We start from the raw sequence: 23255 nt of genomic DNA, 5'->3' as shown, positions 1-23255 counted from the left end.
CCGGTGACGATTTGTTTCTATCGTACCGGGAGATTACGCGCTGTCGCGCGCATCGGCGGCGGAATCGTCGCTTTCCGGCACAGCCGCGTTTGTTTCCCGGTTTTTCCGTTAAGGCGGGATTCACCATCTCTGAGGAGTGCATCGGCAGCTCCGTAGGTTTACGGGGCATTGGGCGCGATTTGTCATACCCTGTCGCCCGGTATCGCGTAACCGATTGCTAACTGCGAGTTGTAACGACCTTTCCATTTGTGCTGCGTAACGATGCCGCGCCCTGGGAGAGATCAGCGTGCGCATCGAACACCGCAATTCATCGTCAGGAAATGCCGATGCTGGCTCGACCAAGGGGCTGGCGTTCTGTGCCGGCCTGTTGGTCGGCAGCCTGCTCGGAAGCGCGACCGCGCAATGGAGTGAGCGCGAAGGCCTGCTGATGGCGGCATTCGCGATCATGGCCGTGATCGTCTTCCTGTTGCTCAAGCGGCACGAAATCTCCGACGAGCGGCTCGCCAGCGAACGCCGCAATCTCATGACCGCCGTGAACAACATTCCGCAGGGCCTCGTGCTCTACGATGCATCGGCGCGCATCATCATCTGCAACCGCCCCTACATCGAGATGTTCGGGCTTTCGCCCGACGTCGCCAAGCCCGGCTGCACGATGCACCGGCTGATTGCGCATAGACAGGAGACGGGCTCGTTCGACGGCGATGTCGACGACTTCTGCGACGCCATCATCGGCAACGTGAAGCTTGGCCGCGCCACGCGTCAGCTGACGCAGGCGCCGGGCGGGCGCGCGATCGAGATCGTCAACAAGCCGCTGCCGGAAGGCGGCTGGGTGGCGACCATCCAGGATGTCACCGAGCGTGCGCGCACCGAGAACAAGATCGCCCACATGGCGCATTATGATGCGCTGACCGACCTGCCGAACCGCGTGCTGTTCCGCGAACGCCTGGAGCGGGCGCTGAAGGCGATCCGGCCGGATCAGCAGCTCGCGGTCATGTATATCGACATCGACGAGTTCAAGGCCGTCAACGACGCGCTCGGCCATCAGATCGGCGACGAATTGCTCAGGGCGATCGCCGACCGCCTGCGCGGCTGCGTTGGGGACACCGACGTCGCGGCGCGGCTCGGCGGCGACGAGTTTGCCGTGATCCAGACCACCGTCCGCGATCAGACCGAGACCATGCAGCTCCTCGCTGCGATCTATCAGTCGATCCGCCGGCCGATCGACTGCAGCGGGCATCTGATCACCACCGATGCCAGCATCGGCATCGCCGTTGCGCCCGCCGACGGCCTCGACATCGATCAATTGCTGCGCAATGCCGACCTCGCGCTCTACGGGGCCAAGAGCGACGGCCGCCGCACCTACCGGTTCTTCGAGACCGGCATGGATGCACGCGCCAAGGCGCGGCGCAGCCTCGAGCTCGAGCTGCGCCAGGCGATCGCCGACGGCAGCTTCGAGCTGCACTATCAGCCGCTGCTCCATCTCGAGGAGGGGCAGGTCAGTTGCTGCGAGGCGCTGGTGCGCTGGCGTCATCCCGAACGCGGCACCATCTCGCCGGCGGATTTCATCCCGATCGCCGAGGACACCGGCCTGATCAACGATCTCGGTCACTGGGTGCTCAACACCGCGTGCCGCGAGGCGATGAACTGGCCGGAGCATGTTCATGTTGCGGTCAACGTGTCTCCGATCCAGTTCAAGAGCCAGACGCTGGCACTCAACGTCGCCGCCGCGCTCGCCGCGACAGGTCTGGCACCTTCGCGGCTCGAGCTCGAGATCACCGAGGCGGTGCTGATCCGCGACGACGAGGCTGCGCTCGATATCCTGCATCAGCTGCGCGAACTCGGCGTCCGTATCGCGCTCGACGATTTCGGCACCGGCTATTCCTCGCTGAGCTATCTGCAGCGCTTCCCCTTCGACAAGATCAAGATCGATCGCGCCTTCATCAAGGATCTCGCCGGGACCGGCGCGTCGTCCACGATCGTCCAGGCCGTCGTCAACATCGCCGCTGCCAGCGACATGACCACGACCGCGGAGGGCGTCGAGACCGAGCAGCAGCGCAACCTGCTGCGCATCCTCGGCTGCACCGAGATGCAGGGCTATCTGTTCAGCCGGCCGGTGTCATCGGCTGAAATCCGCAAGCTCCTGTCGTCGGATCACGAGAAGGCTGTCTCGGTCGCCTGACGCCTGCCTTGACCGCTTTCACGAGGTGATTCCGGCCATGGAATGCCCTGCGAGCGCAATTGCCGTCGCCAGGTGACATGGGGCAGGGGCCGGCATTCCGCTGCCGCGATCCCGACGGCCATGTCATCGAGCTCTATTACGAGACCGAGTGGTACGAGGCGCCGGCCGAGCTGAAGCCCGCGCTGAAAAACCAGGCGCAGCGCTTTCCGGCGCGCGGCGTCAATGTCCGCCGGCTCGACCATCTCAATTGCCTCGCGGTCGACATCAAAGCCAACCGTCTGTTCTTCGAAGACTACCTCGGCTGCCGCACCACCGAGCAGATCGTACTCAACGACGGCACGGAAGCCGCGATGTGGATGACGATGTCGAACAAGAGCTACGACTTCGCCTATACGCGCGACCATTACGGCAAGCGCGGCCGGTTTCACCATGTTACCTACGCGCTCGACAGCCGCGAGGAGATCCTGCGTGCTGCGGATATTTTTCTCGAGCACGGGGTGCATATCGAGACCGGGCCGCACAAGCACGCGATCCAGCAGACCTTCTTCCTCTATGTCTATGAACCCGGCGGCAACCGCGTCGAGGTCGCCAACGCCGGCGCACGCCTGATCCTTGCGCCGGACTGGAAGCCGATCGTGTGGACCGAGGAAGAGCGCAGGAAGGGACAGGCGTGGGGGTTGAAGACGATCGAGTCGTTTCACACCCACGGCACCCCGCCCGTGATCGACTAGATGCGAGACCGCCGCACGAAGGCCGCCCGAGCGCGTCGATACGCCGCCGCGAACACCCGCGGTCGCTGACGACAGCGCCGACGCGCAACCGATATGATCCGGTTCGCGGCGGCGGACGCTGCGCCGCGCGAAATTTGAACCGGTGAGAGCGGGCACAATGGCTGGCAAGACGCGAAAGACGTCGGCGAAGGGGGCGAAAAAGAGCGCCGCGAAGCGTGGCTCTGCAAAGCCGCGTCTGCTCGCGGGCGGCAATCCGCAGATCGCAAAAGGCTATGGCGATGCTCCGGTGCAAGCCTATATCGCCGCGATGCCCGGGTGGAAGCGCGACGTCGGGCGCAAGCTTGACGCGCTCATCGTGCGTGCCGTCCCCGGCGTGCACAAGGCGGTGAAGTGGAACTCGCCGCTCTACGGCATGGAAGGCGACGGCTGGTTCCTCGGCATCCATGTCTTCACGCGCTACGTCAAGGTGGCTTTCTTTCGCGGTGCGTCGCTGCATCCGGTGCCGCCGGGCGAGTCCAAGCAGCAGCACACGCGCTATCTCGACATTCACGAGAACGACGAGCTCGACGAAGCCCAGTTCACCGCGTGGGTGAAGCAAGCCAGTCAATTGCCCGGCGAACGGATGTGAGTGGCAACGCAGGTCAGGACCGGTAAGCAGCGGCCACGACGCGCTGTCGATGCAGCTCTGCGCGATAGAGCATTGCCTCGCCTCAGCCCTTTGGTGTTAGGCTGCGCCAAAGCCCGATGAATCGCCATCGCGCTTTGGATTGTTGTCCTGGCATGATCTTTTCGGAAAACCGCTTCGCACTTTTCCGGATCATGCTCTGGTAACGTCAGAGGAAAACGTCGATGAGCGAACACACGACGGACAAGCGCGTGCGAGAGGCGTCTCGCAGGCGATTCCTTCAGGCCGGCGCAGCACTGGCCGGTGGCTCCGCCATATCGGGAGTTGCCGGTTCTACCGCGCTTGCCGAACAGGGGAATAATCTTCCGCCCAATGTGCCGGAATGGATGAAAGCGCCCGGCGACCCGATGGGAAGCCAGCCCTATGGCACGCCGTCGGTTCACGAGAAGGCTGTCGTCAAGAACATCTCGAAGACGCTGCCGCAATACATCTCCGCTTCGGGCCGCACGCCGCTGCAGGAGCTCGACGGCATCATCACGCCGAACGGTTTGTTCTACGAACGCCACCATGGCGGCGTGCCGACCATCGACCCGGCCGAGCACCGGCTGGTGCTGCATGGCATGGTCGATCGCCCGCTGGTGTTCACGATGGAGGACATCCGCCGCTTTCCGTCGCAGTCGCGCATCCACTTCCTCGAGTGCTCCGGCAATCCGGTCTACACCAAGCCGTACGGCAAGACGGCCTCCGACCTCGTCGGCCTGCTGAGCTGTGCGGAATGGACCGGCGTGCCGCTCAAGACGGTGTTGGACGAAGCGGGCCCGCAGACCGGCGCCAAATGGATCGTGGCCGAAGGCGCCGACGCCGCTGCGTTGACGCGCTCGATCCCGATCGAGAAATGCCTCGACGACGCCATGCTGGTCTACAGCCAGAATGGCGAGCGGCTGCGCCCGCAGCAGGGCTATCCGCTGCGCCTGTTGCTGCCCGGCTTCGAGGGCAACATGAACGTGAAGTGGCTGCGCCGGCTCAAGGTCGTCGCCGAGCCGGCCTATTCGCGCGAGGAGACCTCGAAATACACCGACCCGATGCCTGACGGCACGTCGCGCGAATTCACCTTCTACATGGAAGCCAAGTCGATCATCACACGGCCGTCCGGCGGGCAGAAGCTGACTGCGCAGGGCTTTCACGAGATTACCGGCATCGCGTGGAGCGGTCACGGCAAGATCAAGAGCGTCGAGGTCTCGCTCGACGAGGGCAAAAGCTGGCAGCAGGCCGAATTGCAGGAGCCGGTGTTGACGCGCGCGCTCACGCGCTTTCGCTTGCCCTGGCATTGGGACGGCAAACCTGCCGTGATCCAGAGCCGCGCCATCGACGAGACCGGATACGTGCAGCCGACGCTGGCGGAATTGGTCAAGGTGCGCGGTCTCAACTCGTTCTACCACAACAACGCGATCTGGCCCTGGCGCATCGATGCGAATGGTGAGGTGAGCAATGGCCAGGCGTAAGCTCAAGACGGCGTTCGTTGTGAGTGCGATCGCGATGCTCGCCACTGCCGGGCAGGCCGAGGATCGCTTTGGCATCGGGCGTGCGGCGACGCCTGCCGAGATCGCCGGCTGGAACATCGATATCGGCCGTGACGGCTCCAACCTGCCGCCGGGCAGCGGCAGTGTCGAGCACGGCCGCACGGTGTTCAGCGAGCAATGCGCTGCGTGCCATGGCGACAGCGGGCAGGGCGGCATCGGCGATCGCCTGGTCGGCGGACAGGGCACGCTGGCGAGCCCAAAACCGATCCGCACCGTCGGCAGCTATTGGCCCTATGCCCCGACGCTGTTCGACTACATCCGCCGCGCGATGCCGCAGAACGCGCCGCAGTCGCTGAGCAATGAGGACGTCTACGCGGTTTCAGCCTACATCCTCAGTCTGAACGGCATCGTGCCGGCCAATGCGGTGCTCGACGCCAAGTCGCTCGCCGCCATCAAGATGCCGAACCGCGACGGCTTCGTCTCCGACCCGCGGCCCGACGTGCACAACCACTGAGCGGCAGGCACGGCCGGGTGGCTCGCAGCATCGTGACGTCGTGGCCCCTGTGCCCGGAGGATTGCCGTCCCTATGTCCGTTTGGGGGCGGCTCGGCCGTCATCCGGCACACGTTTATGATCGATAGGAGAGGCCGCATGACCAGGTCATGGGCAGTCGCAGCCGCCATGCTGCTCGTGGGAATGACGTTCACGCCGGTCGCGGCCCAGATGTCGGAGCCGGCATATTTCGACGCGCAAAATCCCGGGCGCAGCGCGATCAACGGCGGCGCCCTGACGCCATGGGGTGAGGCCCAGGAGGCCGTGCAGCGCCGCGGCAATCCGGCGAACGCCTACGCCGCCATGCCTGCGGTGGAGCCATCTTCCGCCTGCGCGCGTTACCGTTCATTCGATCCGGCGTCCGGCACCTTCCTTGGCCGCGACGGCCGCCGCCATCCCTGCCGATAAGGCCCTGCGCCGCGCTTGGCGGTGGATAAGGGCGCCGGCATTCGCCCGGCGCGCGAACGACTGGACGTTAGGCGCGTTATAGTCCGCCGATCGTGTCGGGTCCCGCCGGACCCGAGCAGCGGAGGACACCCGGCGTGACAGACGCTCTGGCCGGTTTCTGGGACCGAAAGTCGACCTCGGACCTGTTGCGGGAGGCGGCGCGGGCCGATGGCGACGCGGAGACGCCGATCTTCAGGCGCTCGCTGTCGGCGTTGCAACTGGTCACGCTCGGCATCGGCGGCATCATCGGCGCCGGCATCTTCGTGCTGACGGGCCACGCGGCCGCCGCCAATGCCGGTCCCGCGGTCACGCTCTCCTTCATGCTTGGTGCGGTGGCCTGCGCCTTCGCCGGCCTGTGCTACGCCGAGATGTCGTCGACGGTGCCGATCTGCGGCAGCGCCTACACCTATGCCTACGCCACGCTCGGCGAGCTGATCGCCTGGATCATCGGCTGGGACCTGATCCTCGAATACGCGGTCGGCGCGATCGCGGTCTCGGTCGGGTGGTCCGGCTATTTCGTCAGTCTGATGCGCGATTTCGGCATCAACCTGCCGCAGCAATTCACCTCGGCGCCGCTCGCTTACGACGTCAACACCGGCGCGTGGTCATCGACCGGTGCGGTCATCAACATCCCGGCGATGGCGATCATCGCCTTCGTGACCACGCTGCTGGTGGTCGGCATTCGCGAGTCCGCGCGCTTCACCAGCTTCGTCGTCGTGGTCAAGCTCGTTGTGATCGCGCTGTTCCTCGCTACCGCGGCTTCCTCGGTGACCCTGGCGAACTGGGTAACGGCGGGCAACCCGGAGGGCGCGCTGATCCCGCCGAATGCCGGTCCTGGCGTGTTCGGCTGGTCCGGCGTGGTCCGCGGCGCGGCAGTGGTGTTCTTCGCCTATATCGGCTTCGACGCGATCTCGACCGCGGCGCAGGAAGCGAAGACGCCGGAGCGCGACATGCCGATCGGCATTCTCGGCTCGCTCGTGATCTGCGCCGCGCTCTATGTCGCGGTCGGATTCGTGCTGACCGGCATCGTGCCCTATGACCGACTCAGCGTGCCCGATCCGATCGCGGTCGGCATCGATGCGATCGGTATCGGCTGGCTCGGTCCGTTCATCAAGCTCGGCATCCTGTTCGGATTGACATCGGTGATCCTCATCATGCTGCTGGCGCAACCGCGGATCTTTCGCGCCATGGCGCATGACGGATTGCTGCCGGGCTTTGCCGCCAAGATCCATCCGCGCTTCCAGACCCCCTATGTCTCGACCATCTTCGCCGGCACCGTGGCCGCTCTTCTCGGTGGGCTGTTGCCGATCGGGCTGGTCGGCGAACTGGTCTCGATCGGCACGCTGTTCGCGTTCACGTTGGTCTCGATCGGCACGCTGGTGCTGCGCGTGCGCGATCCGGAATTGCCGCGTCCGTTCAAGGCGCCGGCGATCTGGCTGGTGGCCCCGGCTGCCGCCGGAACTTCGCTGTTCCTGATGTTCGGCCTGCCGCTCGACACCTGGATCAGGCTCGCGGTGTGGCTAATGATCGGGCTTGTGATCTATGCGGCCTATGGCAGACGGCACAGCCGGCTGCGGGCGAGCGGCGGGGACCGCGCGGGCCTAGTGCGCGTGCGTGCGGCCTGCTAGATGTACGCGTTGAGATAGCACCGCAAGCCGCGACAGGCCGGCATTCTCCGGGGAGACTTCCATGCAAAATCCAACGGCACGCGCGCGATGGATGGTCGCCGCGCTCGTCTCGATCGGCATCATGTCGGCTGCTCCCGGTCGCGCAGCCTCGGTTGCGCCGGCCGCCGCCGAGAACGGGATGGTGGTCTCCGCGCAGCATCTCGCGACCCAGGTCGGCGTTGAGGTGTTGAAACGGGGCGGCAATGCGGTCGATGCGGCGGTCGCCGTTGGTTACGCGCTTGCGGTGGCCTATCCCGCCGCCGGCAATCTCGGTGGCGGCGGGTTCATGACCATCCAGTTCGCCGACGGTCGCAAGACCTTCCTGGATTTCCGGGAGACCGCGCCGAAGGGCGCCACAGCCGACATGTATCTCGACAAGGACGGCAAGGTCATCCCCGGGTTATCGACCAAGGGGCATCTCGCCGTCGGCGTACCGGGCTCGGTGGCCGGCATGGAATATGCGCGCGAGAAATACGGTACGATGAAGCGCGCTGACGTCATCGCGCCGGCGCTGCAACTGGCGGAGGATGGTTTTGTGCTCGACCAGGGCGACGTCAGCATGCTGCAGGCCTCGACCAAGGACTTTCAGGACGATCCGGCCTCGGCCGCGATCTTCCTCAACAACGGCAAGCCGTTCCAGGTCGGCGAACGGCTGACGCAGCATGAGCTCGCCGAGACGCTGCGCGAGATCAGCAAGCGCGGCAGTGATGGCTTCTACAAGGGCTGGGTTGGTGCTGCGATCGTCGCCGCGAGCCAGGCCGGCAAGGGACTGCTGACGCAGGAGGATCTGGACAACTACAGGGTTCGCGAGCTGGCGCCGGTCGAATGTGACTATCGCGGTTACCACGTGGTCTCGGCGCCGCCGCCCAGTTCGGGCGGTGTGGTGATCTGCGAGATGCTCAACATCCTCGAGGGCTATCGGCTGAAGGAGCTCGGCTACCACTCGGCGCAGGCGGTGCACTACCAGATCGAGGCGATGCGCCACGCTTACGTCGATCGCAACAGCTATCTCGGCGATCCGGACTTCGTGAAGAATCCGCTCGAGCGCCTGCTCGACAAGACCTACGCCGCGAAGATCCGTGCCGCGATCGACCCGGCCAAGGCCGGAGTGTCCAGGGACATCAAGCCCGGCGTTCCGCCGCATGAGGGCAGCAACACCACGCACTATTCGATTGCCGACAAGGACGGCAATGCGGTGTCGGTCACCTACACGCTGAACGACTGGTTCGGTGCCAAGGTGACGGCGGCCAGGACCGGCGTGCTGCTCAATGACGAGATGGACGACTTCACCGCCAAGGTCGGCGTGCCGAACCTGTATGGGCTGGTGCAGGGGGAGGCCAACGCGATCGTCCCCGGCAAGCGTCCGCTGTCCTCAATGAGTCCGACCATCGTCTCCAAGGACGGCAAGCCGGTCATCGTGATGGGCACCCCGGGCGGCAGCCGCATCATCACCGCCGTGCTGCTGACGATGATCAACGCGATCGACTATGGCATGAACGCGCAGGAGGCCGTGGACATGCCGCGCTTCCACCAGCAGTGGCTTCCCGAGGTGACCAACCTCGAGGACTACACGCTGTCGCCGGATACGCGGAAGATCCTGGAGGGCATGGGCCACAAATTCGGCCCGCCGCATCCGGCCAACCACCTCGCGGTGATCATCATCGGCGCGCCGTCGCTGGGCGGCAAGCCGGTCGGCAACAACCGCTTCTATGGCGCGAACGACCCGCGGCGCAATTCGGGGCTCGCCGCGGGCTATTGATCGTGACGGCTAGCGACAATCCGTAGCCCGGATGAGCGAAGCGATATCCGGGTCTTGTTGAGCTCCCGCATGTCGCTCCGCTCGTGCGGGCTGCCGCTCCAATTGATCCGCGCTGCGGTCAGGCGACGGCGGTCGACCTGCCGTCCTTTTGCCCGCTGGTCAGCAGCAAGCGCTGGCGGATCGCGTCTTCGATCAGAGCCAGGGATTGCTTGGCTTCGCGCGCCTCGGCTTCGGCGGCCTGGGCGCGGAATTCGGCCGCATCGAGTTGCTCCTGTTGGGACTCGATGCGCCGTCGGGCTTCCTCAAGCGCCCGCGACGCATCCCTCAATTTGCGCTCGGTGGCGGCGATGATTTCGAGCTGCGCCTGTTCGGCGGCCTCGGCGCGCGCTTCGCCGGCGCGGGCCCTGTCCTCGATGCTGCGGAACAAATCCGCCGCCTGATAGACGAGGTCCAAGGCTTCTGTGCCCATGGCCGATGCGGGTGGTCTTGGAAATCCAAGAACGTTAGGGTCGGCCGTAAATGGCCGTTTGAATCCGCGCAGTGCCATCCAAATCAGCCCGTCGCGAGTCGGTGTATGCCAACAACTTGCGGTAGTTATGGTTAACAAATCCTTAATGTGATTGGCGCGCCGGCGCTGTCCACCGGTTTCTGATGTCGCAGCACCCAAATCGTCGGCCGGATCGGGGAATCGATCCGTCCGGCCCGCGCTTTTCTTTCGGAACGTGCTCTCCGCGCAAGCGTATCGAGACCGCAGCGCTATCAGGCGCGGTGCGCGAAGCGCGCAGCGCTGCAGCGGAGATCGATGCAGCCTCCGCGGGCGCTGCCAGTCGGCGAGGTCTGCCGATTTGGCTGCGGGCGCGAGCCGGGCTCTATGGCATAAGTTTGACGCTTGGCTTGCTTTAATTCTCCGGTGTTGAATTGCAGGTCCATGGAGCGACCGATATACCGGGCGGCCTAAGTGGCACGCAGCGCGCTCAGAACGAGCGACGTATTCGCCACGGAAATCTGGTCGATGAAATTTCTGTTGCGGTTCTTCGGGTTCCTGTTCACCGCAGGCACCATCCTGTTCCTGGCTGGTCTGGCCGCGGTCGCAGGGCTGTTCTGGCATTTCTCCAAGGACCTGCCCGAGTATTCGCAGCTCCAGAACTACGAGCCGCCGGTGATGACCCGCGTGCACGCGGCCGACGGCTCGCTGCTCGGCGAATACGCCAAGGAGCGCAGGCTTTATCTGCCGATCCAGGCGGTGCCGAAGCTCGTGATCAACGCGTTCCTCGCCGCCGAGGACAAGAATTTCTACGAGCATGGCGGCGTCGACTACACCGGCATGGCGCGCGCCGGTGTCGCCTACATCCAGAACTTCGGTTCCAACCGGCGGCCGCAGGGCGCCTCGACGATCACCCAGCAGGTCGCCAAGAACTTCCTTTTGACCAACGAGGTGTCGTTCACCCGCAAGATCAAGGAAGCCTTGCTGGCGATGCGAATCGAGCGGGCTTACTCCAAGGACAAGATCCTCGAGCTCTATCTCAACGAAATCTATCTCGGCCTTGGCGCCTACGGCATCGCGGCGGCCTCGCTGGTGTATTTCGACAAGTCCGTCAATGAGCTGACGGTCGCGGAAGCGGCCTATCTGGCGGCGCTGCCGAAAATGCCGGCCAGCCTGCATCCGGTGCGCAACCGCGCGCGCGCCGTCGAGCGCCGCAACTACGTGATCGACCGCCTGCAGGAGAACGGCTGGATCACCGCGGCCGACGCCGACAAGGCGCGCAAGGAGCCGCTGACCGTCACCAACCGCAGCAATGGCGCGCACACCTTCGCCGGCGAATATTTCTCGGAAGAAGTCCGCCGCGACATCTTCGAGCGCTATGGCGAGAAGAAGCTCTATGAGGGCGGCCTGTCGGTGCGCACCACGCTCGACCCCAAGGTCCAGGTGATGGCGCGCAAGGCCATGGTGGCTGGGCTCGTGAACTATGACGAGCAGCAGGGCTATCGCGGTGCGATCCAAAGGCTCGACCTGACCAGTGACTGGGGCGTGCCGCTCGCCGAGATCAAATCGCTGTCCGACATCTCGCCGTGGCGAATGGCGGTGGTGCTGGAGAGCAACGACCAGTCGGCACGGATCGGCTTCCAGCCGGGCCGCGAGCTCGGCGGCGCCATCAGCAAGCAGCGCGAGACCGGCATCATCACGATGGACGGCGCGCGCTGGGCCAAGAGCAAGGGCAAGACGCCGACATCGGTGGCGCAGGTGCTGCAGCCAGGCGACGTGATCTACGCCGACCCGCTCTTCAGCAAGGACGGCCAGCGCGTCGAAGGCCAGTACCGGCTGCGACAGATCCCTGAGCTGTCGGGTGCGATGGTGGCGATGGATCCGCACACCGGCCGCGTGCTGGCGATGGTCGGCGGCTTCTCGTTCGACCAGAGCCAGTTCAACCGCGCGACGCAGGCCTATCGGCAGCCCGGCTCGACCTTCAAGCCGATCGTCTATTCGTCGGCGCTCGACAACGGCTACACCGGATCGACCATGATGATCGACGCGCCGATCGAGATCGACCAGGGGCAGGGCAACATCTGGCGGCCCGAAAACTTCTCCACCGGCAAGTATCAGGGCCAGGTGACGCTGCGCAACGCGCTGCGGCTCTCGCTCAACACGGTGACCGTGCGGCTGGCGCAGGAAATCGGCATGCCGCTGATCGGCGAATATGCAAAGCGCTTCGGCGTCTATGACGAGTTGCCGAACTATCTCGCCTACGCGCTCGGCGCCGGCGAAACCACGGTGATGCGGATGGCCACGGCCTATTCGATGATCGCCAATGGCGGCGTCCGCGTGAAGCCGACCTTGATCGACCGCATCCAGGACCGCTACGGCCACACCATCTTCAAGCACGATCAGCGCGAATGCCGCGGCTGCGACGCACCGGAGGGCTGGAAGAACCAGCCGGAGCCGCAGCTCGTCGACCGCCGCGAGCGGGTGCTTGACGCGATGTCCGCCTACCAGATCACCTCGCTGATGGAGGGCGTGATTCAGGCCGGTACCGGCACCGCGCTGAAGGACGTCGGCAAGCCGCTCGCCGGCAAGACCGGCACCTCGAACGAGGCCAAGGATCTCTGGTTCGTCGGCTTTTCGCCGGACCTCGTGGTCGGTCTCTATGTCGGCTACGACAAGCCGCGCTCGCTCGGCCGCAACGCGCAGGCCGGCCATACCGCGGCGCCGATCGCGCGCGACTTCCTGAAGCTCGCGCTGGCCGACAAGCCCGCCACCCCGTTCAAGCAGCCGGTCGGCATCCGGCTGGTCCTGGTCGATGCCAAGACTGGCCAGCGCGCTGTGCCCGGCCAGAACCGGGGCGTGGTGCTCGAGGCCTTCAAGCCGGGCCAGGCGCCGCCGTTCAATGATCCCGGGATGGTCGCCGGCACCGACGTGATCGACGGCACCCAGCAGGGCATTTCGCCGGACGCCGATCGGGCCGTGATGCGGTCAGGGACGGGCGGGCTGTACTGAGGTCGGGCCGGCAAGGCGTTCACGAGACGCGGCTCGACCTTTTCCACGAACGGGCGGTGCATGCGTAAGCATGACACGTCAGATGACATGCCTTGCGCCGATGTCCCGCGCTAAGGCCTGCGTCCCCACGCTTGGCGCTGATGTTCGGCGGTCTGTGGGCGATCAACTTCGAGGGAGGTGTGTGAACGGCCCGCCGGTGAGCCGCACCAACCAGAGAGAACGGTCGCGACGTCCGCGCGAAGGCGCCGCGGGTGCCGTTGTTAGGGCGGTTACTCCAACAAGCGATTGTGCGTGAGACCAATGATCAAGACGCTCGTTGTCGTGGTTCAGGTAACCTGGACGGTTTCGGTGGTTGGAATGGCAACCGTGATCGGCGTGCTGGGATTTGGGTGCCACGGCTGGATCGGCGCGATTGGGTTCGGCACCGCCGGATTTGGTGTTGGAGCCGTGTTGGCGGCCTGACCCGAACTGCTGCTGGAATTGCTCGCCGGAATGTGACTCGTGTGGCTCGCACCGGTCGGGTCGGTGGCGTCCCGACTTGCGATTTTCGCGCCCGCTCCGCCAACAATGCTTGCCAAGCGTGGGACCAAGCGGGTAGAAGGTCGCTCTCGCGCGGGCGCTGATTTGGCAGGCGAACCCGCTGCACCGAGATGTCCAGTCATCCAGCTAAGCTATTGATACCACGGACGATTCTTGGGGAATGGTGTAACGGTAGCCTATCGAATTTTGGGCTATCGATTTGATTTTCCTCAACCTGTCTCGCAAGACACCACCTCACACGACCCATCGTTTCCCGCGGAGTAATCCGCGTTTGCGAGACAGATTGCGTGATCGAGTGTTGGTCCAGCAGCACGATTTCAGTCCTCATTCGAGACGACGCGGAGCCGCTTCTGGCCGTCGGCGGCGACCTTCATCTGGTCCTTGAAGCGCATGTAGTGCTCAACGTTCTGCCGCGACATGCCGATGTCGTTGGCGATCTGGTCGACCTCGTAACCGACCTCGGCGCGCGCCAAGATTCCGGTGCCGCGGAGGCCATGGATCGTCGGGTGGTCGGCGTCCTCCGGGTCGATGTCCCAGAAGTATTTCTTGACCTGGCCGGCGACCCATTCCTTCCATCGCCGGCAGAGCATGCGACCTTCCTCGGTGCCATCGAGCCAGCGGCCCCAGCGGGCGCGCAGGCCGTCGGGCGTGTATTGGGCGGCCTTGGGCGAGTAGAGGTAAAGATCGTCGCGGTGGCGGTCGATAGGCGCCTTCCAGCGGGTGTTGGTGAACGTCACCGGTGTCTCGGACCATCGGTCCAACAGGAGGGCGTCCGCGGTCGCGAGCGGGATCAGGAAGGCGCGCCGCCGCTTCCTCGTCTTCTTCGGTCGGCACCAAATGCCGTTGTTCTCGCGGTGCCCGGGCCCCATCAGGATCAGGTCGGTACCGCGCTGGCACGTCATGACGCCGAGCTTCATCATCCGGACCAGATCGGGCGTGGCGTGCCTGCCGACGTATTCGATCACCCACGCCGGCCACGGTACATGGCCGCGATCGGGGACCTCGAGATCCTTCACCTTCTCGAACGGATTGATCTTGGCGAGGCCGAGCGGGATTGCCCAATCCCAGATCGTGGTGCCGACCGAAAGCATCTGATTGGCCATCACCGGCGTTTCTTTCATGGAATCGCGCGCGGTCTGGACGGTCAGCGGCGTGAGGTCGCGCTCGGCAACCGTGCCCCAGTGCTCCTCGAAGCGGCGCATATGCACCTCGTAATTCGAGCGGGTGCCTTCAGCGTTCTTCTTGAATTCTTCGCTGTTGCGGTAGCGAACGGTCAAATCGCCGACGGAGCCGGCGGGATACGATGTCGGCACTTCGGCCTGCAGCCGCTCGATTGCTTTCCCGAAGGCGACCCAATTTTTGGATGGATCGGGCAGCTTGACACGCTTGCCCTGGCGCTTCGTGCCGCGCCCGGGGTTCCAATAATAGTACGTGTAGACCTTGTCGCCCCGCTTCTTGACCGACAGCTCCACGCCTTCAGGTAGCGTCACGGCGGCTTCCCTTTTTCTTACCAAAGTTCAGCGCTCCCTGCATGGCGGCATCGGAGGTATCCGATAGCGTCCGGCCGGAAAGTTTACGGTCAACGTCCTCCCAGCGCCAGCGAGGTGTTCCAGTCGGAAAGGTATCGCAGGGGGGTGGCAACCGGCCGGCATCGACCCACTGGTCCCAGGTGTTGGGAGAGATATCGAGCTCCGCGGCACCGGTCTCCCGACCGACATAAGACGGGGTCCGATCTCCCTTCAGGCGGTTTTCCGACTTGCTCGCCGTCATCACGACTTCCTTGCCTCACGCCAGATTCTTCGCACGCTCAATGTTGGGAGATGCATTTTCTCGTGCGTCATCCACCGCACACGAGATGGCCAGGCCGCGCTCGACCGGGTCGATGCCGGGACGCATGCCATGCCCATCGCCGGCAAGATGCCGATGCCAGTTCAGCAGCGCGGCCGCGGTCGAGATGGTGTGATGTTTGGCCTTTTCAAAGTCGCCGGCCGCAGCCGCTGTGGCAGCCTTCTGCGCCAGATATCCGATCAGCCAGAACCAATCGAATGCGGTCTTGCCGGCGTCATGCTCGGCGGCGAACCGCATGACCTGGTGGCCGGCCTCGAGGCGGGTACCCTCGAACCAGTCCTGGATCTCCGGCGAGAACAGCGCCGCGGCGGTGCGCAGCGCCCAAGCATCCATCCGAAGCGTGTCGGCATAGCCCGGGTTACCCTTCCAACGCTCCACCTGGCGCTCCATGGTCTCGGCGCGCGCCAGCAACTGCTCTTGGGTGAATGGCACGTTCATCAGATGAAGCCTTTTTCCTTCGCCAGCCATTCTGGCATCGTGAAGGTCCCGTCGTCGTTGTGCTCGACCTGCGACTTCGGCACCCACTCCGTGGTCTTGCCGTCGAAGATCTGAAATGCCTTCGGCGACTCAGCCCGAAGCTCGGCCGCGATATCGATCAGTTTCGGATCGCTCATGGCCGGAAGAGCTCCGTGAGTTCGGCGGTACCGCCGCGGACAGTCAGGACGTCGTTGTCGCGAAGTTCCTTCCATCCTGAATTCCAGTGCCCGCCGCGCGGCTGCACGCCCAGCACTTCGGCCACCTCGGCCTGCGTCATGGTCCCGCCGTTCGCGTAGATGGTCCGGAGGATGTTCGGTGCGGCGCCCGACAGGCTGCGGCACCACATCTCGACCAATTCGGCCGGCGGGATGCTGCCGGTCACCGCACCGGAGCTCGGCGATGCGATCCAGATGTGTTCGCCTTCCTCCGCGATCAGCCCGGACTCGAGCAGGGATTTCTTGCCGGTGTTGAAGTGGCCGCCGCGCGCCTTCAGGCCGGCGAGTGTCGCGACCTGCTTCCAAGTCCGGCGGACTGGCGGATTGGTGTCGAGCACGGTCAGCATCTTCTGGCCGGCCGAGTTGAGCGCGCTGCTGCCGTTCGCCGCCGGCGTCTGCCGCATCGGTCGCGGTTCCGGGGCGCTGCGCGGCGGCGTCGCTTCGGCCGGCTTCGGCGCGAAGGAGTCGACAACCTCGATCCGGATGGAACTGAGGGAACCGATGAAGCGGCTCTCAAGCTGGTGAAGCGCGGCCTGAAACTCCATCGCGAGATGTTGGATGCGGCCGGCGAGATCTGCGCTGGCTTCACGCCGCGCGCGCTCAAATCCCTCCTGGCGCGCCGCCGCGATCGCCTGCGGTCCCGCTCCGGCGGCGGCGCCGAGTTGGGACTCGAGCCGCATGATGGTTCGGCGGAGTTGTGCCGGGTCCTCGTTCTCGGCCTGCTTGACGGCATCGCCGATGATTGCGCGCAGGCGGTCGCGATCGACGGGCGCCGTTGTGACCTGCAGTTCGGCGTCGCCGTCCGTCGGTGTCGCGGAATTGTCGAAAGTCGAGATCTTCGGAAAATGCGCCAGGTCGGCGACCTGCGCCTCGCCGGAACAGATCCAGCCGGTGCCGGTCTTCAACGAGGCGAGGGACGATGAAACCCGCTCGAAGGTCACCTTGTCGACGTTGGACTTCAGCCACTTCTTTACCGGATCCTGATCGGCCGGCGCCGTGAGCCGGTGCGCGATCATTGTGTCGCAGCTGCCGAGCACGGCGTTGTGAAGGGCCTGGGTCCGCTGGGTCACCACCATCAGGCGGATACCCTTCGACCGGCCCGCGGTGGCCAGCTTCTTGGCGTTGTGGATAGCGAGGTTCTCGGCGCCGATGCCGGCACGCTCCTTCGGAGCGAATTCGTGCGCCTCCTCGATCACGAGATAGACGACGCCGCGCATCCGCTTCATCAGGGCAGGGGCGAAGTCGTTGAAGAATTTCTGGAGGCCGCCGGCGTTGAAGTCCGCCATGTCGATGATGGACAGCGGCAGATCGCCGGTCGCGACAAGCTCGCCGATCGCCTTCCCGGCGGAGTCGTGCAGCGAGACGTGCCCGCGCGGACCGCCAAGGATGTAGAACGGCAGGCCGGCGCGCTGGCCGTCGGCGCTCGACGTCATGCCCCACCAATCCGACTTGATGGGGTCGAGCACGCAGACTCGAGCCGCCGGATTGGCGGCGAGGATCTGCTCGACTGCGAGCTTGGCGGTGGATGTTTTGCCCGAGCCCGTCTTGCCCAGGAACGCGGTGTGCTGCTCCAAAACGGCGCGCGGGAATACGAAAGTCATAGAGGAACCTCCTTAAACCGAATGAGGGGCGTGTCGCCGCGGACGTAGAGCGGGTGTTTCGGGCTGCCGCCTTTGTTGAGGCCCAGACACCACAATTCGTGCCGGTCGCGGCGCAAAGCGTCTTCGACATCCACCGCGAAATGCACGAGGTCGCGGTGAAGGTTGCCCCAGGCGCATATGACCTTGGCGGCTTGCTTCGCTGTGTCGCGGATGAGCGGCAAGTTGCCTTTGCTGCGTGGTACCACGCCCGGCTTGAGCAGCGCCGCCGGCGCCGTCGCGCGGTAGTCGCAGACGTTCATCATGGCGAGGCCGTCGAAGCCCCATTCCATCGAGAAGTCGATCACCTTGCTGAGGGTCGGGTCGTCAACTTTGGCGTCCGCGACCGACGGGTTCATCCCGATCCAGAGAACGAAGTTGTTCGGCAACCTGGTGCCGGCGGTGAAGAGGTTCACCCACTTCCGGGTCAGGATCAGCCGATAGCAATCGAACTCACCGGCGAACATGGCGTCGCCGTGCACGCCGTCTGCCAGATTGAGCCGGACCTTGCCGCCGGGGTTGTGGATGGCAGCGTTCATGACGCAGCCCCAAACTGCGGCTGGCCGCCCTCGATCAGCGCCTTCTTCCGGGCCGCGCAGGCTTGGATCAGCGTGTCGTATTCCGGTGAGCCGATCAGGATGTTGTTCTTGGCGAGGTAGGGGCCCGACCCGTGGTACCAGTTCTCGAGGTCCACGACGGTCGCGGCACCGGCAATCGCGGGGAGCAAGAGATCGAGCGCTTGCTTCCGCTTCACGACGGCGCGCCGCTCGATCTCGCGGCGAGCGTTCCAGCGCCAGTCCTCCCCCATCTTGTGTTCTTTGTTGGCGAGCCAGTCCATGTAGCTGTCGTCGGCCGCGGACAGCGCCTTGCCGTCGAATTGGCCGAAGTCGAACTTTGTGAAGACCGCGGGCTCGGCGCTCCACTGGACGAGCGTCTCGACGGTCTGATGCTCCAGCAATTCGAGCAGCACCAGGCCGCAGACGTAGGAGTCCGGCGCCGCGCGGTGGGGTGGCGACGCCCGCTCGGGGTCGGCGGGCAGGTTCAAGAAATAGCGAAGCGCCTGCAGCTTGTGGCTCGCGAAGTCGGGCCACTGGCGAAGGCTGCACTTCCATGTGCAGATCCAATCGGCATGGATGAGCGCATCGAGATACTGCCGCTCGTAGTGGGCGGCATGCGCGGCGAAGATGATTTTGCCGTCATCGTTCGGCGTCTCGACCAGCATGCGCCAGCCGTCTGCCCACGATGGTGCGTCCTTAACGTCGGCATCCGTGATGTGGTGGATGCCGGACGACTCCGGTGGGATCGGTCGCGCCGGCCGGATGAGCGATTGCTTGCTGATCGACGACAGGCCCCAGATATCGCTGACGTTCCTGAGATCGGTGAAACCGATCTCGATGACTTCGTCGGATGGCTCGAGTCCAGTCGTCTCAAGATCGCACGGGCGGATGATCATCCTCAGTATCCTTCGGGTTGAAATCGGTCCTGGCAGCCGCAGGTGCCGTGGACGAGGGCTCGGCCGCAGTCCCAGCAAACCTCGGCCCGAGGCTCGTCTAACTTCACCAGGTCTTTGGGGTAGGCCGTGACGAACTCTGTCTCGGCCTCATCGGAGAACATGACCTTGGCATCGAGAATCATCAGCAGCTTGTCGCGCTTCTTCGTCGACCGGCCGACGACGGTGGCCGACACGTCGGTTCGAGGCGGAGACGCAGCATCACCGACAAAGTTCCGCCAATCCCAGACGCCGACCCGCACGCGGGATCCTGGAGGAAAGTGCTCAGTGAACGGGAGGTCGCACCTGATGCGCGCGGACGATATCGGTTGCCCCTTCAGCGCCTTCATGATGCTGGTCTTGATCTCGCATCCGGTCCTGACCGAGCAACCGAGGCATGGGCGGTAAGAGGTCATGCTGCGCTCCATCGTCCGCGGCCGACCCGTACGCCGGCGCCCAGCTGGAGCACCTGCCGGATTTTGGCCTGGTAGTTCGGGTTGGCCGCGGTCTTCGGGTGGGACGCGAAGGCGCGGTAGATATCGGCGAGGGCGACGGGACCGCGCTGCGCGCGCATCCAATCGGCGATGACGTCGTGCCAGGTCGTCTCCAGCGCCAGCACCACGACGCTGCGCGGCAGCCGGAGCGGCACGAACTGACCGAAGTCGCGATCGACCGAAGCCAACACCTCGGCGTGCCGATCGCTATAGGCGCAGAGAGCCGAGGGCGCGCCGGAGTTGCCGGCAGTGCCGCCGCCCGGCATGCAGAAATCGATCCGGCCGCGCGGGAACAGAACCGCCGAGGCGCGATCCCAGACGTGGCGGAAGAAGGTTGCCGTCTCGGTGCGGGCGAAGATCAGCGCGATGCCGCGGCCGTGCTCCGCCATCCTCGCCATGAACCGGCCGAGCAGGCCGCGCGAGTAGGGCGGGTTGAGCCAGACGTCGCCTTCCCAAGGCAGGATCAGCCCGTTGTCGGCGATCGTGTAGTGCCTGCGCGCCGTCCGCCTCGGCTGGTCAACCATCGCGCTCGGATCCAAGTCGTAGGCTTCCCAACCGCCGAGCATGCGCAGCAGCCAGGGTGGCGTCAGCCAGTTGTCGGTGCGGCCGCGCCGCGGAGTCTGGTGACCGCCGATGCCGGCGAAGAGAGGGGCGCTATGCATCCGCCGCCTCCTTCACTGCGCGCCGCTCGCGCACATCGGTCCGACGGCCGATCCTGAGAAAGCCGAACGGAAGATGGATCTCGATGTTCGGCCCGCCGAAACAGACGTGGAGCCCGAACGAGAGGTGGTCCCAGCCGGAGCGCCAGAAGTAGCAAACCCAGGCTTCGCCCTCCCAGCCGAAGAGGCGGGTGCGGCGCAATTCTTCCCAGCGAGACCAGCTCTCCTTCGCCCGCCGTGATTTCTCCCGCTCCTCGGCCGCCGCCATGAAGGCCACGCCTGCGCCGACACCGTCGCGATACGACGCGTCAGTCCGAAAGCGATCGCGATCGTAACCAGCGTCCTGCCGATCGGTCATGGCGCCATCCTCATTTGCCAAACGGCGCCGTCGATCAGGTAGACGATGCGCTCGCCCCATGCCGCCAGTTTCATCGCGGTGCTGACGCCGGTGTCGCGGACCTTGTTCACGATGCCGTGGATGGGGACGAAGATCGTGATTTCGAAGTCGGTGGTGATCGTCGCGGCGACTCCGCGGGGTAGGATAGCCATGTTGAGCTCGGCGCTGTCGGCCGGCCCGGTCCATGCCTGATAGGTCGTGAAGGTCCGGTCGAAAGTCAGCTCGATCCGGTTGAAATTGCCCTGGCCGCTGATGACCGAGAAGGCGGCGAAGCGGCCGGCAGCCTTACCCGAGACGATTGTCCCGCCGTCGAGCTCCGGCACCCGGATCTGGGAGATACCTCCGGCATGCGGCAGCACCACGAAGGCGTTGCCGAGGGCATCGGTGACGGCAACGTCATCCAACCAGGTCGTGGCGCCGACCAGTATGCTCCAGCGCCGATCCATGATCATGCGCGGCCGACCGACATCGTTGAGCTCGAGCTCGATCAACTCGCGGTCGGTGACTCCGAAGAGCGTCTCGCCGGCACGGAAGATACGGCGGAAGGCCATCGGCTGCTCGGCAAACCTGCGTCCGCCGGCGCTGCCGACCATCTCGAACGAGATGTGCGCGAAGAGGATCTCGTTCTGGGTCGGGAGCGAGATCAGCCAGCCTTCCGGCACCTTGATGACCTCGGCGTCCGCCGGCACGTTGTGCGCGATCGCCCCACCGGTCGCGAGGTCGACGACTTCGCCGGACGTCAGCCGAGCGGCGCCGTTGGCCCAGATCCTGGTGACGGGGTCGCCGACACGCGCGAACAGCTTCTCGAACACCAGCGCGCCGCCGCTCGCGGTCGTGACAGCGCGCATGATCAATGCCGCCCTAGCAGACTTGCCGGCCGCCGTCGGCGCCGGCGGTGTCCCGCGCTTGCCGAGTTGGAATGTGGTCTGAAACCAGTCCAGCAGCGGGCCGGGGATGCAGGCGAAGTCACGGACCGAGAGCGGCATCTTGGCGCGCTTGTCGAAGACCGAGGCGTTGTCCTTCATCCTCTGGACGAGATCGGCAGGCTTGTAGCCCTCGATCCGCCCCTTGTAGGGGTGGATACCGGTGAAGACCTGGAACGCCACGATGCCCCAGGCAAACCAATCGGTCTGCGCATCGAACGAGGCGGCGTGCCAGTCGCGAATGGACGGCATGATGACCGAGGCGCCCCAGCGGCCGATCGCCCAGGAGTCGACGTCGATGACCGAGGCGGTCGCCGCGGCACCCTTCCGGAAGCCGACCAGCCAGTTGAGCTCGTTGGCGTCGACCAGGACGGCCTTCTGGCTGTGGGCATATTCGACGATCTCGAACATGGACTGCGTCAACGCGACGGCGTCGCCATCCGCGAAACCGGTCCGCACCCGGTAATCCGACACGAATACCCGCGACATCGGCTCGCCGTCGACGAACGGCATGTAGAAGCCGATCGGCTTCCTAGAGTCGTCCAGCACGAGACCCTGCGGCGCCACGATGCCGGCATGCTTCAGGCCGGCCAGCGCCTTCACCTTCTCCGGCATGCCGTCGCGCGCCATCTTGGCGGCGTCGGTATAGAGCTTCACGATGGTCTTGCCGGTCCGGTAGATCGAGCCTTCGCCGCCGGAGGTGACGTAGTCGGCCTCGCGCAGCGTCACGGCGCCGCGGCCCTCGAGGTGGACGCTGATGGTGCCCCTGCGCGCCATTACTCGGCCTCGTGATCGATGTGGATGCAGGCCATCGAGATATCGTCGATCGGGCCTTTACCGTGCGCCTGGCAGTCCTTGAGGAACCGCAGCATGCGGCGCTTCACGAAGGCGCCCTCGGCGGACTTGAAGGACATCAGCTGCGCGACGACGTCGCGCCAGTCCATGCCGTCGATTTGGGTGACGCCGTCCGAGAACACGGCCACGAACTCGTAATTGCGAGGAGAGATCGAGTCGGACAGCCCTCTCAGGAAATCGTACAGCGGTTGCGGGATCACCTTTTCGGTTACGACGCCATCTCGCCGGATATGCCGTGTGACCGTCATGGCGTCGACGAACTCGCCGCCGTGGGCCGCGATGAAGCCGGCGTACTTGTCGTCGGCGTAGGCTCGATACACGGGCATGTTCTTCGCCCAATCGAACCGGGTCATGATGAGTTCCCGATCCGATTTGGCAGCGATGACGCCGTCTCCGATCAGTCTGACCACGAGGCTCCGGTCGGTGGCAGCCACATAACCGCAGGTCGCCAGCATGTCGGACTGCTCGAGTCCGAGAGCGGACTGGGCCAAGTCGTCCAGGATCTCGCAGCGATCATCCACGGTAAAGGTCGCGAAGTATCGCGGGACGGTGAGGGTGAGCGCCTGGAATGTGCTCCGCGCGATGACGCGGGCGCCGACGTCGGTTTCGCCGCCGCTGCTGCAGCCGTCCGATATGACGCCGATGGCGTGATCGGGTGCAGACTTCGATAGCGCATAGTCCTGGCACGGCAAGCCGCCGCGGAGATGCTGCGATCCAATATGGAAAGCGTGATCAGCTGTGTAACGCAT

22 protein-coding genes and 1 pseudogene are annotated in these 23255 nt (G+C 65.0%); 10 read left to right on the top strand and 13 right to left on the bottom strand.

The genetic code is table 11. The annotated features are described in order from the left end of the window. The first annotated feature begins 286 nt into the window (after positions 1-286). The 8 genes and pseudogenes from J2R80_RS33045 (at position 287) to ggt (ending at position 9479) form a co-directional block, all read left to right on the top strand. Positions 287-2179 (top strand): bifunctional diguanylate cyclase/phosphodiesterase, encoded by a 1893-nt coding sequence (locus J2R80_RS33045; protein ID WP_076826498.1) that lies wholly within the window; start codon positions 287-289, stop codon positions 2177-2179. Positions 2180-2250: 71 nt separating this feature from the next. Continuing rightward, a pseudogene (locus J2R80_RS33040) lies at positions 2251-2910 on the top strand (VOC family protein); the annotation flags it as partial. Between the two features lie 157 nt (positions 2911-3067). Further along, positions 3068-3538 (top strand): DUF1801 domain-containing protein, encoded by a 471-nt coding sequence (locus tag J2R80_RS33035; RefSeq protein ID WP_141340570.1) that lies wholly within the window; start codon positions 3068-3070, stop codon positions 3536-3538. A gap of 221 nt (positions 3539-3759) precedes the next feature. Continuing rightward, positions 3760-5037 (top strand): sulfite dehydrogenase, encoded by a 1278-nt coding sequence (gene soxC, locus J2R80_RS33030; protein ID WP_141340571.1) that lies wholly within the window; start codon positions 3760-3762, stop codon positions 5035-5037. 34 nt (positions 5038-5071) lie between these two features. Then, positions 5072-5569 (top strand): c-type cytochrome, encoded by a 498-nt coding sequence (locus J2R80_RS33025; RefSeq protein ID WP_057020025.1) that lies wholly within the window; start codon positions 5072-5074, stop codon positions 5567-5569. 136 nt (positions 5570-5705) lie between these two features. After that, positions 5706-6014, top strand: a complete 309-nt coding sequence (locus tag J2R80_RS33020) for a BA14K family protein (protein WP_141340573.1) — start codon at positions 5706-5708, stop codon at positions 6012-6014. Positions 6015-6160: 146 nt separating this feature from the next. Beyond that, complete coding sequence (locus J2R80_RS33015; protein WP_256528081.1) at positions 6161-7681, top strand: amino acid permease; 1521 nt, start codon at positions 6161-6163, stop codon at positions 7679-7681. A 61-nt stretch (positions 7682-7742) separates the two neighbouring features. Continuing rightward, on the top strand, positions 7743-9479 hold the full coding sequence (gene ggt, locus J2R80_RS33010; RefSeq protein WP_141340574.1) for a gamma-glutamyltransferase: 1737 nt from the start codon (positions 7743-7745) through the stop codon (positions 9477-9479). 118 nt (positions 9480-9597) lie between these two features. Here ggt and J2R80_RS33005 read toward each other — a convergent pair whose 3' ends face one another. Beyond that, positions 9598-9933 (bottom strand): hypothetical protein, encoded by a 336-nt coding sequence (locus J2R80_RS33005; protein WP_253640092.1) that lies wholly within the window; start codon positions 9931-9933, stop codon positions 9598-9600. A 558-nt stretch (positions 9934-10491) separates the two neighbouring features. Between J2R80_RS33005 and J2R80_RS33000 the strand changes: the two genes are divergently transcribed. After that, entirely contained in the window at positions 10492-12972 is a 2481-nt protein-coding gene (locus J2R80_RS33000) for a penicillin-binding protein 1A (protein WP_076826508.1), read from the top strand. Positions 12973-13272: 300 nt separating this feature from the next. Beyond that, the gene (locus J2R80_RS32995) at positions 13273-13434 is read left to right on the top strand and encodes a hypothetical protein (RefSeq protein ID WP_158074173.1); all 162 of its coding nucleotides are present in this window, start codon (positions 13273-13275) and stop codon (positions 13432-13434) included. Positions 13435-13829: 395 nt separating this feature from the next. Here the strand turns inward: J2R80_RS32995 and J2R80_RS32990 are convergent, their stop codons facing one another. The 12 genes from J2R80_RS32990 to J2R80_RS32935 all read right to left on the bottom strand — a co-directional run bounded on the left by J2R80_RS32990 (position 13830) and on the right by J2R80_RS32935 (position 23255). Continuing rightward, positions 13830-15002, bottom strand: coding sequence for a hypothetical protein (locus J2R80_RS32990; RefSeq protein WP_253640091.1), 1173 nt, complete (start codon positions 15000-15002; stop codon positions 13830-13832). Continuing rightward, entirely contained in the window at positions 14989-15282 is a 294-nt protein-coding gene (locus tag J2R80_RS32985; RefSeq protein WP_253640090.1) for a hypothetical protein, read from the bottom strand. Before J2R80_RS32985 ends, J2R80_RS32990 begins: the two co-directional genes overlap by 14 nt. Positions 15283-15297: 15 nt before the next feature. Beyond that, positions 15298-15828 carry a hypothetical protein gene (locus J2R80_RS32980; protein ID WP_253640089.1) on the bottom strand — a complete coding sequence of 177 codons (531 nt, stop codon included), beginning with the start codon at positions 15826-15828 and terminating at the stop codon, positions 15298-15300. Further along, complete coding sequence (locus J2R80_RS32975) at positions 15798-15974, bottom strand: hypothetical protein (protein WP_253640088.1); 177 nt, start codon at positions 15972-15974, stop codon at positions 15798-15800. The genes J2R80_RS32980 and J2R80_RS32975 overlap by 31 nt, the downstream gene beginning before the upstream one ends. Beyond that, positions 15971-17653 (bottom strand): helicase HerA domain-containing protein, encoded by a 1683-nt coding sequence (locus J2R80_RS32970; protein ID WP_253640087.1) that lies wholly within the window; start codon positions 17651-17653, stop codon positions 15971-15973. Before J2R80_RS32970 ends, J2R80_RS32975 begins: the two co-directional genes overlap by 4 nt. Beyond that, the gene (locus tag J2R80_RS32965) at positions 17650-18228 is read right to left on the bottom strand and encodes a DUF1643 domain-containing protein (protein WP_253640086.1); all 579 of its coding nucleotides are present in this window, start codon (positions 18226-18228) and stop codon (positions 17650-17652) included. The genes J2R80_RS32970 and J2R80_RS32965 overlap by 4 nt, the downstream gene beginning before the upstream one ends. Beyond that, complete coding sequence (locus J2R80_RS32960; RefSeq protein ID WP_253640085.1) at positions 18225-19142, bottom strand: exonuclease domain-containing protein; 918 nt, start codon at positions 19140-19142, stop codon at positions 18225-18227. The genes J2R80_RS32965 and J2R80_RS32960 overlap by 4 nt, the downstream gene beginning before the upstream one ends. 2 nt (positions 19143-19144) lie before the next feature. Further along, entirely contained in the window at positions 19145-19528 is a 384-nt protein-coding gene (locus J2R80_RS32955) for a hypothetical protein (protein WP_253640084.1), read from the bottom strand. A gap of 62 nt (positions 19529-19590) precedes the next feature. Further along, on the bottom strand, positions 19591-20334 hold the full coding sequence (locus J2R80_RS32950; RefSeq protein WP_253640083.1) for a phage N-6-adenine-methyltransferase: 744 nt from the start codon (positions 20332-20334) through the stop codon (positions 19591-19593). After that, positions 20327-20689: a hypothetical protein gene (locus J2R80_RS32945; protein ID WP_253640082.1), complete on the bottom strand. Its 363-nt coding sequence runs from the start codon at positions 20687-20689 to the stop codon at positions 20327-20329. The genes J2R80_RS32950 and J2R80_RS32945 overlap by 8 nt, the downstream gene beginning before the upstream one ends. Next, positions 20686-22428 carry a hypothetical protein gene (locus J2R80_RS32940; protein ID WP_253640081.1) on the bottom strand — a complete coding sequence of 581 codons (1743 nt, stop codon included), beginning with the start codon at positions 22426-22428 and terminating at the stop codon, positions 20686-20688. The genes J2R80_RS32945 and J2R80_RS32940 overlap by 4 nt, the downstream gene beginning before the upstream one ends. Next, the gene (locus tag J2R80_RS32935) at positions 22428-23255 is read right to left on the bottom strand and encodes a protein phosphatase 2C domain-containing protein (RefSeq protein ID WP_253640080.1); all 828 of its coding nucleotides are present in this window, start codon (positions 23253-23255) and stop codon (positions 22428-22430) included. Before J2R80_RS32935 ends, J2R80_RS32940 begins: the two co-directional genes overlap by 1 nt.

The organism is Bradyrhizobium sp. USDA 4541 (genome assembly GCF_024171085.1).
GTDB classification, from domain to species: domain Bacteria; phylum Pseudomonadota; class Alphaproteobacteria; order Rhizobiales; family Xanthobacteraceae; genus Bradyrhizobium; species Bradyrhizobium australafricanum.
This window is presented reverse-complemented; position numbering and strand designations above follow the sequence as displayed.

Coding starts and splice junctions, on each gene's coding strand:
- ggt (WP_141340574.1), top strand. CDS start 7,743: ATGCAAAATCCAACGGCACGCGCGCGATGGATGGTCGCCGCGCTCGTC.
- J2R80_RS32985 (WP_253640090.1), bottom strand. CDS start 15,282: ATGACGGCGAGCAAGTCGGAAAACCGCCTGAAGGGAGATCGGACCCCG.
- J2R80_RS32935 (WP_253640080.1), bottom strand. CDS start 23,255: ATGCGTTACACAGCTGATCACGCTTTCCATATTGGATCGCAGCATCTC.
- J2R80_RS32960 (WP_253640085.1), bottom strand. CDS start 19,142: ATGATCATCCGCCCGTGCGATCTTGAGACGACTGGACTCGAGCCATCC.
- soxC (WP_141340571.1), top strand. CDS start 3,760: ATGAGCGAACACACGACGGACAAGCGCGTGCGAGAGGCGTCTCGCAGG.
- J2R80_RS33025 (WP_057020025.1), top strand. CDS start 5,072: ATGCTCGCCACTGCCGGGCAGGCCGAGGATCGCTTTGGCATCGGGCGT.
- J2R80_RS32995 (WP_158074173.1), top strand. CDS start 13,273: ATGATCAAGACGCTCGTTGTCGTGGTTCAGGTAACCTGGACGGTTTCG.
- J2R80_RS32980 (WP_253640089.1), bottom strand. CDS start 15,828: ATGGCTGGCGAAGGAAAAAGGCTTCATCTGATGAACGTGCCATTCACC.
- J2R80_RS33020 (WP_141340573.1), top strand. CDS start 5,706: ATGACCAGGTCATGGGCAGTCGCAGCCGCCATGCTGCTCGTGGGAATG.
- J2R80_RS32945 (WP_253640082.1), bottom strand. CDS start 20,689: ATGACCGATCGGCAGGACGCTGGTTACGATCGCGATCGCTTTCGGACT.
- J2R80_RS32940 (WP_253640081.1), bottom strand. CDS start 22,428: ATGGCGCGCAGGGGCACCATCAGCGTCCACCTCGAGGGCCGCGGCGCC.
- J2R80_RS32970 (WP_253640087.1), bottom strand. CDS start 17,653: ATGACTTTCGTATTCCCGCGCGCCGTTTTGGAGCAGCACACCGCGTTC.
- J2R80_RS33035 (WP_141340570.1), top strand. CDS start 3,068: ATGGCTGGCAAGACGCGAAAGACGTCGGCGAAGGGGGCGAAAAAGAGC.
- J2R80_RS33000 (WP_076826508.1), top strand. CDS start 10,492: ATGAAATTTCTGTTGCGGTTCTTCGGGTTCCTGTTCACCGCAGGCACC.
- J2R80_RS32965 (WP_253640086.1), bottom strand. CDS start 18,228: ATGAACGCTGCCATCCACAACCCCGGCGGCAAGGTCCGGCTCAATCTG.
- J2R80_RS32975 (WP_253640088.1), bottom strand. CDS start 15,974: ATGAGCGATCCGAAACTGATCGATATCGCGGCCGAGCTTCGGGCTGAG.
- J2R80_RS32955 (WP_253640084.1), bottom strand. CDS start 19,528: ATGAAGGCGCTGAAGGGGCAACCGATATCGTCCGCGCGCATCAGGTGC.
- J2R80_RS32950 (WP_253640083.1), bottom strand. CDS start 20,334: ATGCATAGCGCCCCTCTCTTCGCCGGCATCGGCGGTCACCAGACTCCG.